13 protein-coding genes are annotated in these 14730 nt (G+C 70.5%); 12 read left to right on the forward strand and 1 reads right to left on the reverse strand.

What is annotated here, in order from left to right; translation table 11 throughout:
* Window positions 1–111: 111 nt before the first annotated feature.
* From ACFWR9_RS13510 to ACFWR9_RS13520, 3 genes are all read left to right on the forward strand, one after another.
* A complete protein-coding gene (locus tag ACFWR9_RS13510) occupies window positions 112–1713 on the forward strand; it encodes an alpha/beta hydrolase (RefSeq protein WP_383840292.1) in 1602 nt (533 codons plus the stop codon).
* A 68-nt stretch (window positions 1714–1781) separates the two neighbouring features.
* Complete coding sequence (locus ACFWR9_RS13515; RefSeq protein WP_383840295.1) at window positions 1782–2180, forward strand: RidA family protein; 399 nt, start codon at window positions 1782–1784, stop codon at window positions 2178–2180.
* Window positions 2181–2200: 20 nt separating this feature from the next.
* Window positions 2201–2704, forward strand: coding sequence for a GNAT family N-acetyltransferase (locus tag ACFWR9_RS13520; RefSeq protein WP_383840365.1), 504 nt, complete (start codon window positions 2201–2203; stop codon window positions 2702–2704).
* A 4-nt stretch (window positions 2705–2708) separates the two neighbouring features.
* Here ACFWR9_RS13520 and ACFWR9_RS13525 read toward each other — a convergent pair whose 3' ends face one another.
* On the reverse strand, window positions 2709–3302 hold the full coding sequence (locus ACFWR9_RS13525; RefSeq protein WP_383840298.1) for an adenylosuccinate lyase: 594 nt from the start codon (window positions 3300–3302) through the stop codon (window positions 2709–2711).
* A gap of 384 nt (window positions 3303–3686) precedes the next feature.
* Here ACFWR9_RS13525 and ACFWR9_RS13530 point away from each other — a divergent pair, with 384 nt between their 5' ends.
* From ACFWR9_RS13530 to pssA, 9 genes are all read left to right on the forward strand, one after another.
* Complete coding sequence (locus ACFWR9_RS13530) at window positions 3687–5492, forward strand: 3-hydroxyacyl-CoA dehydrogenase family protein (RefSeq protein WP_383840302.1); 1806 nt, start codon at window positions 3687–3689, stop codon at window positions 5490–5492.
* A 136-nt stretch (window positions 5493–5628) separates the two neighbouring features.
* The gene (locus ACFWR9_RS13535; protein ID WP_383840305.1) at window positions 5629–6444 is read left to right on the forward strand and encodes a TetR/AcrR family transcriptional regulator; all 816 of its coding nucleotides are present in this window, start codon (window positions 5629–5631) and stop codon (window positions 6442–6444) included.
* A 387-nt stretch (window positions 6445–6831) separates the two neighbouring features.
* Window positions 6832–8169: a crotonyl-CoA carboxylase/reductase gene (ccrA, locus tag ACFWR9_RS13540; protein ID WP_383840368.1), complete on the forward strand. Its 1338-nt coding sequence runs from the start codon at window positions 6832–6834 to the stop codon at window positions 8167–8169.
* Window positions 8170–8179: 10 nt separating this feature from the next.
* Window positions 8180–10207, forward strand: coding sequence for a protein meaA (locus ACFWR9_RS13545; protein ID WP_383840308.1), 2028 nt, complete (start codon window positions 8180–8182; stop codon window positions 10205–10207).
* Window positions 10204–11220, forward strand: a complete 1017-nt coding sequence (locus tag ACFWR9_RS13550; RefSeq protein ID WP_383840311.1) for an HpcH/HpaI aldolase/citrate lyase family protein — start codon at window positions 10204–10206, stop codon at window positions 11218–11220. Before ACFWR9_RS13545 ends, ACFWR9_RS13550 begins: the two co-directional genes overlap by 4 nt.
* Before the next feature lie 5 nt (window positions 11221–11225).
* Window positions 11226–11738, forward strand: coding sequence for a MaoC family dehydratase (locus ACFWR9_RS13555; RefSeq protein WP_352154236.1), 513 nt, complete (start codon window positions 11226–11228; stop codon window positions 11736–11738).
* Entirely contained in the window at window positions 11739–12944 is a 1206-nt protein-coding gene (locus ACFWR9_RS13560) for an acyl-CoA dehydrogenase family protein (protein WP_376347832.1), read from the forward strand.
* Window positions 12945–13114: 170 nt separating this feature from the next.
* Window positions 13115–13771, forward strand: a complete 657-nt coding sequence (locus ACFWR9_RS13565; protein WP_161330558.1) for a phosphatidylserine decarboxylase — start codon at window positions 13115–13117, stop codon at window positions 13769–13771.
* A gap of 22 nt (window positions 13772–13793) precedes the next feature.
* A complete protein-coding gene (gene pssA, locus ACFWR9_RS13570; protein ID WP_383840371.1) occupies window positions 13794–14612 on the forward strand; it encodes a CDP-diacylglycerol--serine O-phosphatidyltransferase in 819 nt (272 codons plus the stop codon).
* The last annotated feature ends 118 nt before the right edge of the window (window positions 14613–14730 follow it).

Here is a 14730-nt window from a genome sequence, read left to right on the forward strand (position 1 = left end):
CAATTGGGTCAAGTGTGAGCAGAATGCGTTCCTCCTGGGGCGCTCCCCGGGACGATGCGGCGAGGACCGCGCACCGCTCGGACCGCAGCCCCGCCGTCTCCGGAGGACGCCATGAGACAACGCGCAGCCGTGCTGTGCGGCGCCGCCGTCATCGCCGCCGGAAGTGTCACGGCCGTCCCCGCCGGGGCGAGCGCGCCGCACTCCGCCGGGACCCCGGCCGCCGCGCCCGCCTCGGACCTCCACTGGAAGAAGTGCGCCACGGAGGACTACCCGACGCTCCAGTGCGCGTCCCTCAAGGTGCCGCTCGACCACGCGCGCCCGCGCGGGAGGCAGATCACGCTCGCGCTGTCCCGCATGCCGCACACGGCCGCGACGTACCAGGGCCCCCTGCTGGTCAACCCCGGCGGCCCGGGCGGCAGCGGGCTGACCCTCGCCGGGTTCGTGGCGTCCTCGCTGCCCGAGAAGGTGGCCGCGCAGTACGACGTCATCGGCTTCGACCCGCGCGGGGTGGGGAAGAGCAGCCCCGCCCTGAACTGCCGACCGGGCCACTTCGACCCCGTGCGCCCCGACTCGCTGCCCGACACGCCGGACGTCGAGCGGGCCAACCTCGCCCGCGCGGAGGCGTTCGCCGAGGCATGCGGCGACAAGTACGCGGACGTGCTGCCGTACATCGACACCGTCAGTGCCGCGCGGGACGTGGACGCGATCCGCGCGGCGCTCGGCGCGGAGCGGATCAACTACTTCGGCTACTCCTACGGCACCTATCTGGGCGCCGTCTACGCCAAGCTCTTCCCCGCGCGCGTGCGGCGCCTGGTCCTGGACTCCGTCGTCGGCCCGGACGACGTCTGGTACGACGCCAACCTCAACCAGGACCTCGCCTTCAACGACCGCCACCGGGCGTTCCTGGCGTGGATCGCCGAGCACGACGCGGCGTACGGGCTGGGCACCGACCCGGAGCGGATCGAGCGGGCCTGGTACGCCATGCGGACGGCGCTGGCGAAGGAGCCCGCGGGCGGGCGGGTCGGCGCGTCGGAGCTGGAGGACACCTTCGTCCCCGGCGGCTACTACAACGGCTACTGGCCCTATCTGGCGGAGGCCTTCGCCGCCTACGTGAACTCCGGGGACACGGACCCGCTCGTCGAGGCGTACGAGAACTTCGGGGCGCTGGACGCCTCCCGCGAGAACGGCTACAGCGTCTACACCGCGGTGCAGTGCCGCGACACGGCCTGGCCGCGCGACTGGGACGAGTGGCGTGACGACAACTGGGACCTGTACGAGAAGGCGCCGTTCATGGTCTGGAACAACGTCTGGTACAACGCGCCGTGCGCGTCCTGGCCCACGAGCGCGCGGCGACCGGTGGACGTCGCCAACGGCGAACTGCCGCCCGCGCTGCTGTTCCAGGCGACCGGCGACGCGGCCACCCCGTACGAGGGCGCGGTCACCGCGCACCGCCTGCTGCGCGGATCCGCCCTCGTCGTCGAGGAGGGCGGCGGGAACCACGGCGTCACGCTGAGCGGGAACTCCTGCCTGGACGAGCACCTGGCCGCGTACCTGACCGACGGCACCGTGCCGCGCGGCGCGGGTGAGGCGGACGCGGGTGAGCCGGACGCCGTGTGCGCGGCGCTGCCCCAGCCCAAGCCGCTGGAGTCCAAGGCGGCTTCGACGTCCGCACGCGGCTCGACGCTGCACGGGCTGCTCGGCTTCCGCCGCTAGCCGACCGCTCCCCCGGCGGGCGGCGGCCCGCCGGGGGCGTTGTCAGTGCCATGGTCCACGATGGGCGCATGAGTGAGCTGACCAGGATCCACGCCCCCGACGGCGTCGCGCCCGCCGCCCAGTACAGCCATGTCGTCCTCGGCACCGGGCGGTTCGTGGCCGTCTCGGGTCAGCTCGCCCTGGACGAGGACGGCAGGCCGGTCGGCGTGGGCGACCCCGCGGCCCAGGCCCGTCAGGTCTTCGAGAACCTGCGCCGGTGCCTGTCGGCGGCCGGCGCCGGCTTCGACGACGTGGTGAAGCTGACCTACTTCGTCACGGACATGGCCCACATGGACGCGATCCGCACCGCACGCGCCGCGCACATACCCGGCGACCGGCTGCCGGCCGCCTCGGCGGTGCAGGTGGCCGCGCTGGTGCGGCCGGAGTTCCTGATGGAGATCGAGGCGTTCGCGGTCGTGGCCCCGTGAGCGGGCCGCTGGTGCGGGAGATGACGGTCGCCGACTGCGACCGGGTGGCCCTGATCCGCGTCCGGGGCTGGCAGACCGCCTACCGCGGCCTGGTCCCGCAGGTGTACCTGGACGGGATGGACGCCGCCGGGGACGCCGAGCGGCGCCGCGTCCTGTTCTCCCGGGCCCGGGCCGGCGTGGTGAACCTGGTCGCCGAGGACGACCGCGGCGAAGTCGTCGGCTGGGCCTGCCACGGCCCCTACCGGGGCGGTGAACGACCGACCAGGGACGCCGAGTTGTACGCGATCTACGTCTCCCCGGAGCGGCTCGGCGCGGGCATCGGGCAGGCCCTGATCCGGGAGTCGGTGCGCCGGTGTGCGGCGGCCGGGCACCCGCGGATGCTCCTGTGGGTGCTGAGGGACAACGCCCGCGCCCGGCGCTTCTACGAACGGGCGGGTTTCGGCGCCGACGGCGCCGAGGAGCCGTTCCTGGTGGAGGGGGTCGAGGTGCCCGAGGTGCGGTACGCCGCCGACCTGGCCGGCTGACCGCTCACCGCTGTCCCGGGATGCGCGCCAGCGCCCGCACCGCCGCCTGGGCCAGCGCCGGATGGGCGAGGGCGTCGTTCAGCACGGGGCCTGCCCGGTCGTCGCCGAGAGCGCCCAGGCCCTCGACGCACGCGAGCGCGACCCGCCGGTGGGGGTCGTGCGGGCGCAGCCGGCGTTCCAGCGTGGCGATCAGGGCGGGCACGGCCTCGGGGGCCCGCAGCTCGACCAGCAGCCGCACCGGGTGCAGGGCGTAGGCGACCCGCAGCTCGTTGGTGGCGAGGGTGGCGGCCGCGCGGGCGGTGCGGGGGTCACCGAGGCGGGCCAGGGCATGGGCGGCGGAGGCGCAGCGCGGCGGGTCCCGGTGGTTGAGCAGCAGCACGAGGGACTCGAAGGCCCGCCGGTCCCCCGCCGTCCCGAGCCGGAAGGCGGCCAGTTCCCGGGCCCAGAGCGGGTGTCCGGGCTCGGTGAGCACCGCGGCCAGCTCGTCGTGGTCCCCGGTGACCACGAGCCGGTCGTGGGCCGTCGGGGCGCCCGGCACGCCCGACGTCGCCGCCTCGGCCCGTAAGCGCTCCGTGAGCATTCGCAACTCTTCGTCCATGACACCGAGGTTAGGGGGGTCGCCCGGCGTGTGGGACGTACATCACGAACACAGGGGGCTGGCGCGCTCGTTACCCGCGAGTTAATCTCAGACGAGCGGGTCACCCACTCGCAGCAATTCCTCACGGTGGTCTGGTGACGCGGCCACCGGGAGAACAGTCGGTTCGGTACCACGGGTACCGCAGGACGGCTCGGCCCCGGGACAGGGCCAGGTCGGAGAGAGCCGCCGGGCGGGCGTGTGCACGCCTCCGCGACGGCACCGGGCGTGTGCGATCCCAGCCCGGCAACACCCGCACTCCGCACTCCTTCCTCTTTCACGCATCCGGCGCGCCCCTCGGCGCGTCCGGGCGTGTTCCGTCGTCACCCTCATTCCTGGAGTCCCGCGATGGCCACTCCCCTGTCCGACACCCCTCTGTCCCCGCTCCGGACCATCGCCGTCATCGGCCTCGGCACCATGGGCACCGGCATCACCGAGGTCCTGGCCCGGGCCGGCCGTACCGTCGTCGGCGTCGACGTCAGTGAGGCACAGGCCGCCAAGGCGCTCGCCGCGGTGGAGTCGTCCACCGCCCGTGCCGTCGAGCGCGGACGCCTCACCGGCCAGGAGCGCACCGACGCCCTCGCCCGCGTCCGCACCACCACCGACCTGCGCGCGGCGGCCGACGCCGACCTGGTGATCGAGGTGGTCCCGGAGTCGTACGAGGTCAAGCAGCAGGTCTTCAGGGAACTGGACGGGATCGTGCGTCCGGAGACCATCCTGGCGACCGGCACCAACGCCCTGTCGGTGACGCGGCTGGCCTCCGAGTCCACCCGTCCGGAGCGGGTGCTCGGCCTGCACTTCTTCAACCCGGCCCCGGCGATGAAGCTGGTCGAGGTCGTCTCCTCGGTGCTGACCGCGCCGGCCGCCGTCGCGGCGGTCACCGACCTCGCCCTGGACCTCGGCAAGGAGCCGGTGGCGGTCGGCGACCGGCCCGGGTTCGTCGCCGACGGCCTGCTGTTCGGCTACCTCAACCAGGCCGCGGCCATGTACGAGGCGAACTACGCCTCCCGCGAGGACATCGACGCCGCGATGCGTCTCGGCTGCGGTCTGCCGATGGGACCGCTGGCCCTGCTGGACCTGGTCGGCGTGGACACCGCGCGCACGGTCCTGGAGGCCATGTACGCCGCCTCCCACGACCGGCTGCACGCCCCCGCCCCGATCCTCAGGCAGCTCAGCGAGGCGGGCCTGACGGGCCGCAAGGCGGGGCGCGGCTTCTACACCTACGAGGCGCCCGGCAGCGCGGTCGTGGTGCCGGACGCCCTGACCCCGCGCGCGGACGACCGTCCCGTCGCCGGCCGTCCGGTGGGCGCGGTGGGCGTCGCCGGGTCGGGCACCATGGCGTCCGGCATCGCGGAGGTGTTCGCCAAGGCCGGGTACGAGGTCGTGCTCGCCGCCCGCAGCGCGGAGAAGGCGCAGACCGCCAAGGCCCGGGTCGGCAAGTCGCTGGCCCGCTCGGTCGACAAGGGGCGGATGACCGCCGAGGCGGCCGCGCGGACGCTGGAGCGGATCACGCCGACGGGGGCGTACGACGACTTCGCCGACGTCGACCTGGCCGTGGAGGCGGTGGCCGAGGACCTGGAGGTGAAGCGGCAGCTGTTCGCCACGCTGGACAAGGTGTGCAAGCCCGGCGCGGTGCTGGCCACCACCACCTCCTCGCTGCCCGTCGTCGCCTGCGCCCGCGCCACCTCGCGCCCGCAGGACGTGATCGGCATGCACTTCTTCAACCCGGCGCCGGCCATGAAGCTGGTCGAGGTGGTCCGCACGGTGCTGACGGCGGACGACGTGCACGCCACTGTCCGCGAGGTCTGCGCGCAGATCCGCAAGCACGCCGTGGACTGCGGCGACCGGGCCGGGTTCATCGTGAACGCGCTGCTGTTCCCGTACCTGAACAACGCGGTGAAGATGGTGCAGGAGCACTACGCGACGCTCGACGACATCGACGCCGCGATGAAGCTGGGCGGCGGCTACCCGATGGGGCCCTTCGAGCTGCTGGACGTGGTCGGTCTGGACGTCTCGCTGGCCATCGAGAAGGTCCTGCACCGCGAGTTCCGCGATCCGGGCCTGGCCCCGGCGCCGTTGCTGGAGCACTTGGTGGCCGCGGGCTGCCTCGGCCGCAAGACGGGCCGCGGCTTCCGCGAACATGCCCGCCGCTGAGCGTCCGGGCGACTGGTTCCGGTCGGAGGAGGACTGGGGCGGACTGCTCGATCCGGCCGGGTCTCCCCCGCCCTCCGCGGGCGGGGAGATCCCCGGTCACGCGCATGATTGCGCACACATGCAGTACGTTCGGGTCATGCCCCAGCCCGCCAAGTCCTCACGTACACCAGCCACGTCCGACGCTCCGGAGAGCGCGGCCGGCAGCCGGGCCGCCGCCCAGCGGCTCAAAATGCGCCGGGAACTGGCGGCGGCGGCCATGGAGCTGTTCGCGGCCAAGGGGTACGAGGCGACCACCGTCGACGAGATCGCGGCCCGCGCCGGGGTCGCCCGCCGCACCTTCTTCCGCCACTTCCGCTCCAAGGAAGAGGCGATCTTCCCGGACCACGACGACACCCTGGTGCGCGCGGAGGCGGTCCTCAACGCGGCGCCCGCGCACGAGCATCCGCTCGACACGGTGTGCCGCGGCATCAAGGAGGTCATGAAGATGTACGCGGCGCGGCCGGAGATCTCGGTCGCCCGCTACAAGCTGACGCGCGAGGTGCCCACCCTGCGCGAGGCGGAGATCGCGTCGGTGGCCCGCTACGAGCGTCTGTTCACCCGCTATCTGCTCGGGCACTTCGACGAGCACGCGCACGACGACGACGCCAACGACGACCCGCTGCTGGCGGAGGTGGCCGCGTCCGCCGTGGTCACCGCGCACAACCACGTGCTGCGGCGCTGGCTGCGGGCGGGCGGGCAGGGCGATGTGGAGGCGCAGCTCGACCACGCCTTCGCGATCGTCCGCAAGACGTTCGGGACGGGCATCGGGGCGGGGCGCGGTACGGCCTCCACCGGGCGTCCGGAGGGCGCCTCGGCCTCGGTGCAGGGCGACGTGCTGGTGACGGTGGCACGCACCGACGCGCCGCTGCACGAGGTCATGCGGACCATCGAGCAGGCCCTCAAGGAGCACTGAGACCGAGCTTCCCCCTGTGACGACGGCCACCCGACGGGTGGCCGTTTTTGCACGTCAACGCCCCTTTTCCCGCCTCTCGCGACCGCCGTTCGATCGATCATCGCTCATCTGTCGCGTAAAGATTTCATCTGAGAGCACGTTCTGGCACCGAGTGCCTTGCGGAGTGACACGCGGTGCCATACGTTGAAGATGTCCGGGCTGTCCCCGCGAGCCATCGCCCGCGTGTCCGGCGCCTGCGTCACAGGCACCCTCCGCGCCACAAAGCGCTGCCGAACAGCACCACGCCCGCCGAACCGACGGCACCCCTCACCCAACCCTCAGCAGCACCGACGTAACCCTCAGCGCCCCTCCCTCAGGGCGCTCGACGCCGGAGGCAACACCGTGACCATGAAGGACATCCTGGCCGCGATCCAGTCGGCCGACTCCACGCCCGCCGACATCGCCGCCCTGCCGCTCCCCGAGTCGTACCGTGCGATCACCGTGCACAAGGACGAGACCGAGATGTTCGCGGGCCTCGAAACCCGCGACAAGGACCCGCGCAAGTCGATCCACCTCGACGAGGTGCCGCTGCCGGAGCTGGGCCCCGGCGAGGCCCTGGTGGCCGTCATGGCCTCCTCGGTCAACTACAACTCGGTGTGGACCTCGATCTTCGAGCCGCTGTCGACCTTCGGCTTCCTGGAGCGCTACGGCAGGGTCAGCGAGCTGGCCAAGCGCCACGACCTGCCGTACCACATCATCGGCTCCGACCTGGCGGGCGTCGTCCTGCGCACCGGCCCGGGCGTCAACGCCTGGCAGGCCGGTGACGAGGTCGTCGCGCACTGTCTCTCCGTCGAGCTGGAGTCCTCCGACGGCCACAACGACACGATGCTCGACCCCGAGCAGCGCATCTGGGGCTTCGAGACCAACTTCGGCGGCCTCGCGGAGATCGCGCTCGTCAAGTCCAACCAGCTGATGCCCAAGCCGGGCCACCTCAGCTGGGAGGAGGCCGCGGCGCCCGGCCTGGTCAACTCCACCGCGTACCGCCAGCTGGTCTCCCGCAACGGCGCCGGCATGAAGCAGGGCGACAACGTACTCATCTGGGGCGCCAGCGGCGGCCTCGGCTCCTACGCCACGCAGTTCGCGCTGGCCGGCGGCGCCAACCCGGTCTGTGTCGTCTCCAGCGAGCAGAAGGCGGACATCTGCCGCTCGATGGGCGCCGAGGCGATCATCGACCGCAACGCCGAGGGCTACAAGTTCTGGAAGGACGAGACCACCCAGGACCCGAAGGAGTGGAAGCGCTTCGGCAAGCGCATCCGCGAGTTCACCGGCGGCGAGGACATCGACATCGTCTTCGAGCACCCCGGCCGCGAGACCTTCGGCGCGAGCGTCTTCGTCACCCGCAAGGGCGGCACCATCACCACCTGCGCCTCGACCTCGGGCTACATGCACGAGTACGACAACCGCTACCTGTGGATGTCCCTGAAGCGCATCATCGGCTCCCACTTCGCCAACTACCGCGAGGCCTGGGAGGCCAACCGCCTCATCGCCAAGGGCAGGATCCACCCGACGCTCTCCAAGGTGTACGCCCTGGAGGAGACCGGCCAGGCCGCCCACGACGTCCACCGCAACGCCCACCAGGGCAAGGTCGGCGTGCTGTGCCTCGCCCCCGAGGAGGGCCTGGGCGTGCGCGACGAGGAGATGCGCGCCAAGCACGTCGACGCCATCAACCGCTTCCGGAACATCTGAGGAGCGTCGCATGACTGAGCGTCAGAAGGACCGGCCGTGGCTGATGCGGACCTACGCCGGTCACTCCACGGCCGAGGCGTCCAACGAGCTGTACCGGCGCAACCTCGCCAAGGGCCAGACCGGTCTGTCGGTCGCGTTCGACCTGCCGACGCAGACCGGCTACGACTCCGACCACATCCTCGCCCGCGGCGAGGTGGGCCGGGTCGGCGTGCCGGTGGCGCACGTCGGTGACATGCGCCGGCTGTTCCAGGACATACCCCTGGAGCAGATGAACACCTCGATGACCATCAACGCCACGGCCATGTGGCTGCTGGCGCTCTACCAGGTCGTCGCCGAGGAGCAGGGGGTGGACATCACCAAGCTCCAGGGCACGACCCAGAACGACATCGTCAAGGAGTACCTGTCCCGGGGCACGCACGTCTTCCCGCCGGGCCCCTCGCTCCGCCTGACCACGGACATGATCGCCTACACGGTCTCCCACATCCCGAAGTGGAACCCGATCAACATCTGCAGCTACCACCTGCAGGAGGCGGGCGCCACGCCGGTGCAGGAGATCGCGTACGCGATGTCCACCGCGATCGCCGTACTGGACGCCGTGCGCGACAGCGGCCAGGTGCCGCAGGAGCGCATGGGTGACGTCGTCGGCCGCATCTCCTTCTTCGTGAACGCGGGCGTCCGCTTCGTCGAGGAGATGTGCAAGATGCGCGCCTTCGGCCGCATCTGGGACCGCGTCACCCGCGAGCGGTACGGCATCGAGAACCCCAAGCACCGCCGCTTCCGCTACGGCGTCCAGGTCAACTCCCTGGGCCTCACGGAAGCCCAGCCGGAGAACAACGTCCAGCGGATCGTCCTGGAGATGCTGGCGGTCACCCTCTCCAAGGACGCACGCGCGCGTGCCGTGCAGCTGCCGGCCTGGAACGAGGCGCTGGGCCTGCCCCGGCCGTGGGACCAGCAGTGGTCGCTGCGCATCCAGCAGGTGCTGGCGTACGAGAGCGACCTGCTGGAGTACGGCGACCTCTTCGAGGGCTCGACGGTGGTCGAGGCCAAGGTGGACGAGCTGGTCGAGGAGTCGCTCGCGGAGATGGAGCGCATCGAGGAGATGGGCGGCGCCATGGCCGCCGTCGAATCCGGCTACCTCAAGTCCCAGCTGGTCGCCTCGCACGCCGAGCGCCGGGCCCGGATCGAGTCGGGCGAGGAGAAGATCATCGGCGTCAACGCCTTCGAGGGCACCGAGCCGAACCCGCTCACCTCCGACCTGGACACCGCGATCCAGACCGTCGACCCGGCGGTCGAGGCACGGGTCATCGCCTCGCTCCTGAACTGGCGGGACACCCGCTACCAGCCGCCCTTCAACCACCCGCGCCCCTGCAAGGCGCTGGAGAAGCTGAAGGAGGCCGCCAAGGGCACCGACAACCTCATGGAGGCCACCCTGGAGTGCGCCCGCGCCGGCGTCACGACCGGCGAGTGGGCCGGGGCGCTGCGCGAGGTCTTCGGCGAGTTCCGGGCCCCGACCGGAGTGTCGTCGGCGCCGGTGGCGATCGCCGCCGAGGAGGGCTCGGCGCTCGGCGAGGTCCGCCGCAGGGTCGACCTGACGGCCAAGGACCTCGGCGTCGGCAAACTGCGCTTCCTGGTCGGCAAGCCCGGCCTGGACGGACACTCCAACGGCGCCGAGCAGATCGCGGTGCGGGCCCGCGACGCCGGCTTCGAAGTGGTCTACCAGGGCATCAGGCTGACCCCGGAGCAGATCGTGGACGCCGCCCTGGCCGAGGACGTGCACGCGGTGGGCCTGTCCATCCTGTCCGGGTCGCACGCCCAGCTCGTCCCCGACGTGCTGGACCGCCTCCGTGTGGCGGGTGCCACGGATATACCGGTGATCGCCGGTGGCATCATCCCCAACGGTGATGCCGAAGCGCTGCGGGCCGCCGGAGTGGCCGCGGTCTTCACCCCGAAGGATTTCGACATCACCGGAATCATCGGCCGGATCGTCGACGAGATCCGGTACGCGAACAAGCTCGACCCCCTGGAGGTCCCCGCATGACGACAGCCCACCCGTCGCCCACCGCCACCCTTCGAACGAGCGGCTCCGCCGCCCACCCCCCAAATCGCCTTCGCCCCCGCCGTTCCTGTCTGGCGGTACCCGGAAGCAACCCCCGCTTCCTGGAGAAGGCCCAGGGTCTCCCCGCCGACCAGGTCTTCCTCGACCTGGAGGACGCCTGCGCGCCGCTCGCCAAGCCGGAGGCGCGGCACACCATCGTCAAGTTCCTCAACGAGGGTGACTGGACCGGCAAGACCCGCGTCGTGCGCGTCAACGACTGGACGACCGAGTGGACGTACCGCGACGTCGTGACGGTGGTGGAGGGCGCGGGCCCGAACCTGGACTGCATCATGCTGCCGAAGGTGCAGGACGCCCAGCAGGTGGTGGCCCTCGACCTGCTGCTCACGCAGATCGAGAAGACGATGGGCTTCGAGGTCGGCCGGATCGGCATCGAGGCGCAGATCGAGAACGCGCGGGGCCTGAACAACGTCAACGAGATCGCCGAGGCCTCCCCGCGCGTGGAGACCATCATCTTCGGCCCGGCCGACTTCATGGCCTCCATCAACATGAAGTCCCTGGTCGTGGGCGAGCAGCCGCCCGGCTACCCGGCGGACGCCTACCACTACATCCTGATGAAGATCCTGATGGCCGCCCGCGCCAACGACCTCCAGGCGATCGACGGCCCCTACCTCCAGATCCGCAACGTCGACGGCTACCGCGAGGTCGCGCAGCGCGCCGCCGCCCTCGGCTTCGACGGCAAGTGGGTGCTGCACCCGGGCCAGGTCGAGGCGTCCAACGAGATCTTCTCGCCCTCCCAGGAGGACTACGACCACGCCGAGCTGATCCTGGACGCGTACGACTACTACACCTCCGAGGCGGGCGGCAAGAAGGGCTCCGCGATGCTCGGCGACGAGATGATCGACGAGGCCAGCCGCAAGATGGCCCTGGTCGTCTCGGGCAAGGGACGCGCCGCCGGCATGAAGCGCACCGGCAAGTTCGAGATCCCGGAGGGCTGAGCGCCATGCAGTTCGGACGGACCTACGAGGAGTTCGAGGTCGGGGCGGTGTACAAGCACTGGCCGGGCAAGACGGTCACCGAGTACGACGACCACCTGTTCTGTCTCCTCACCATGAACCACCACCCCCTCCACATGGACACGAACTACGCCGAGAAGACGACGGACTTCGGCAAGAACGTGGTGGTGGGCAACTACATCTACTCGCTCCTGCTCGGCATGTCCGTCCCGGACGTCTCCGGCAAGGCGATCGCCAACCTGGAGATCGAGTCGCTGAGGCACGTGGCGCCGACCTTCCACGGCGACACGATCTACGGCCAGACGACCGTGCTGGACAAGTGGCCGTCGAAGTCGAAGAACGACCGCGGCATCGTCCACGTCGAGACCAAGGGCTACAAGCAGGACGGCACCCTCGTGTGCGTGTTCCGCCGCAAGGTGATGGTGCCGACCGAGACGTACATCAAGGAGCGCGGCGGCGAGCAGCCGGGCCGCCCCGAGCTGAAGGAACAGGGGAAGTAGATGAGCCGCCTCGCCCAGACCCACGGTCTGACGGACGTCCAGACGGAGATCCTCTCCACCGTCCGGGACTTCGTGGACAAGGAGATCATCCCGGTCGCGACCGAGCTGGAGCACCGGGACGAGTATCCGCAGGACATCGTCGACGGGCTCAAGGAGCTCGGCCTGTTCGGGCTGATGATTCCGGAGGAGTACGGGGGCCTGGGCGAGTCGCTCCTCACCTACGCGCTGTGCGTGGAGGAGATCGCCCGGGGCTGGATGTCGGTGTCCGGCATCATCAACACGCACTTCATCGTGGCGTACATGCTCAAGCAGCACGGCACGCAGGAGCAGAAGGACCACTTCCTGCCCCGGATGGCCGCGGGCGACATCCGCGGCGCCTTCTCCATGTCCGAGCCGGCACTGGGTTCCGACGTGTCGGCCATCTCCTCGAAGGCGGTGCGGGACGGCGAGGAGTATGTCCTGAACGGCCAGAAGATGTGGCTCACGAACGGCGGTACGTCGTCGCTGGTGGCCGTTCTCGTGAAAAGTGACGAGGGTCACCCCGAGGGGACCGCCGCCCACAAGTCGATGACGACCTTCCTGGTGGAGAAGGAGCCCGGATTCGGTGAGGTCCGCCCCGGCCTGACCATCCCCGGCAAGATCGACAAGATGGGCTACAAGGGTGTCGACACCACCGAGCTCATCATGGACGGCCTGCGCATTCCGGCCAATCGGGTGCTCGGCGGCGTCACCGGGCGAGGTTTTTACCAAATGATGGACGGCGTCGAGGTCGGCCGCGTCAACGTGGCGGCGCGTGGCTGCGGCGTCGCTCAGCGTGCCTTCGAACTCGGCGTCCGGTACGCCCAGCAGCGTCACACTTTCGGCAAGCAGATCGCCCAGCACCAGGCCATTCAGTTCAAGCTCGCGGAGATGGCTACCAAGGTGGAGGCGGCGCATGCGATGATGGTGAACGCTGCACGCAAAAAGGACTCGGGCGAACGAAACGACCTGGAAGCGGGGATGGCCAAGTACCTCGCATCCGAGTACTGCAAAGAGGTCGTGGAGGACGCCTTCCGGATCCACGGCGGGTACGGCTTCTCCAAGGAGTACGAGATCGAGCGCCTCTACCGCGAGGCTCCGATGCTCCTGATCGGTGAGGGCACCGCCGAGATCCAGAAAATGATCATCGGCCGCCGACTGCTCGAAGAGTATCGATTCCAGGGTTAGATGTCCGGATACGGGGTGTTTTCTTGGAGAAGAAGGTCACACCCCGTAGGCAGTGTTCGGCCGCCGACTCGGCTTCCTGGCTTACCCAGTTGCGGCTGAGAGCCGCTACGATCGCCGGAAAGCCGCCGTCCCCCGTCAGTGTGCGGCATCATCCGCTACGAAGGTCATCCATGCCCCACAGCCAAACCTCTGCACCTCGCGACAGCCTCGCCGGCGTACGCCTCGCGCGCGGAGCATCGCCGTGGCTTCTGCCGACCGTCGCCACCGCAGCCGTCAGCCTCCTGCGCGCCCGCCGTTCCGGCGCGGCCAAGGCCGTCGCCGTCCCCGCCACCGCGCTCGCGGCCGGGATGCTGTGGTTCTTCCGCGATCCCGAGCGCGAGATCACCCAGGGCCGGGTCATCTCGCCCGCCGACGGTGTGGTGCAGAGCATCATGCCGTGGAAGGACGGCCGTACCCGCGTCGCGATCTTCATGAGCCCGCTCAACGTCCACGTCAACCGCGCCCCGCTGTCGGGCACGGTGACGTCGGTCGAGCACGTGCCGGGCGGCTTCGTTCCCGCTTTCAACAAGGAGAGCGAGAACAACGAGCGCGTCGTGTGGCACTTCGACACCGAGCTGGGCGACATCGAGATGATCCAGATCGCCGGCGCGGTGGCCCGCCGCATCGTCCCCTACGTGCCGCAGGGCACCAAGGTCGAGCAGGGCGACCGGGTCGGTCTGATCCGCTTCGGCTCGCGCGTCGACCTGTACCTGCCCGAGGGTGTGGAGGTCGACGTCGAAGTGGGTCAGAAGACGGTGGCTGGGGTGACTCGAATTGACCGTGATTGATCCACAGACCCAGGCCGGATGGGTGCCCGAGGCCGACGACGTGGACGAAGAGGAGGAGATGCCTCTCTCGCTCCGTCTGTCGATAGCGGACACCCTCACTCTCGGCAACGCCACGTGCGGGTTCATGGCGGTGTACTTCACCACCACCGGGATCCTCATCCCGCACCTCATGGGCAGCGACGAGTCGGGCATGGCCCGGCACAGCGCGGCCACCGCGGTCATCCTGATGCTGTGCGCGGCGATCTTCGACCTGTGCGACGGCCTCGTGGCGCGCAAGCTGCGGTCGTCGCCCATGGGCGCGGAGCTGGACAACCTCTCCGACCTGATCAGCTTCGGCCTTGCGCCGGCGTACTTCGTCCTCGTCTACGGCATGGTCGCGGACGACGCCTACCAGCGAGTGGCGGCGGTGGGGGCGATCGTGGTGCTGCTGGCGGTGGTGCTGCGGCTCGCGCGGTTCTCCTGCGTCACCGTCAAGGACGGCACCTTCCAGGGCATGCCGTCGCCGTTCGGGGCGCTGACGGTGGTGTCGATCGTGCTGCTTGAGCTGCCGTTCGTGGCGACGCTGCTGGCCATCATCGGGACGGCGTGGCTGATGGTGAGCCGGGTGGAGTACCCGAAGCCGCGGGGGCGGCTCGCGGTGGCCATGCTGTCGTGGATCGTGCTGTCGATGGGGCTGCTCGCCGCGTGGGCGTTCGACGCGCCGAGCGGGCAGCTGCTGCTGCAGACGGGGTGCGCGTTGCAGCTGGTGATGGGGGCGGTGATCCCGCTGTTCGCGACGGCTCGGCGGGTGAACAACTTCCGTGACAATCGGCGGGAGGCGCGGGCGGCGCAATTGCCGTGACGGCGTCTTGGCAGGGCCCCGGACCCGGGTGGGTTCGGGGCCCTTCGCATGTCGGGGGGGGTCCGGCGCTGGTGCGGGTCTTGCTGGGGGCTCCGCCCCCAGACCCCCGGGCCTGTGC

Origin of the sequence: Streptomyces sp. NPDC058534 (assembly GCF_042717365.1) — a bacterium.
In the GTDB taxonomy this organism is placed as follows: domain Bacteria; phylum Actinomycetota; class Actinomycetes; order Streptomycetales; family Streptomycetaceae; genus Streptomyces.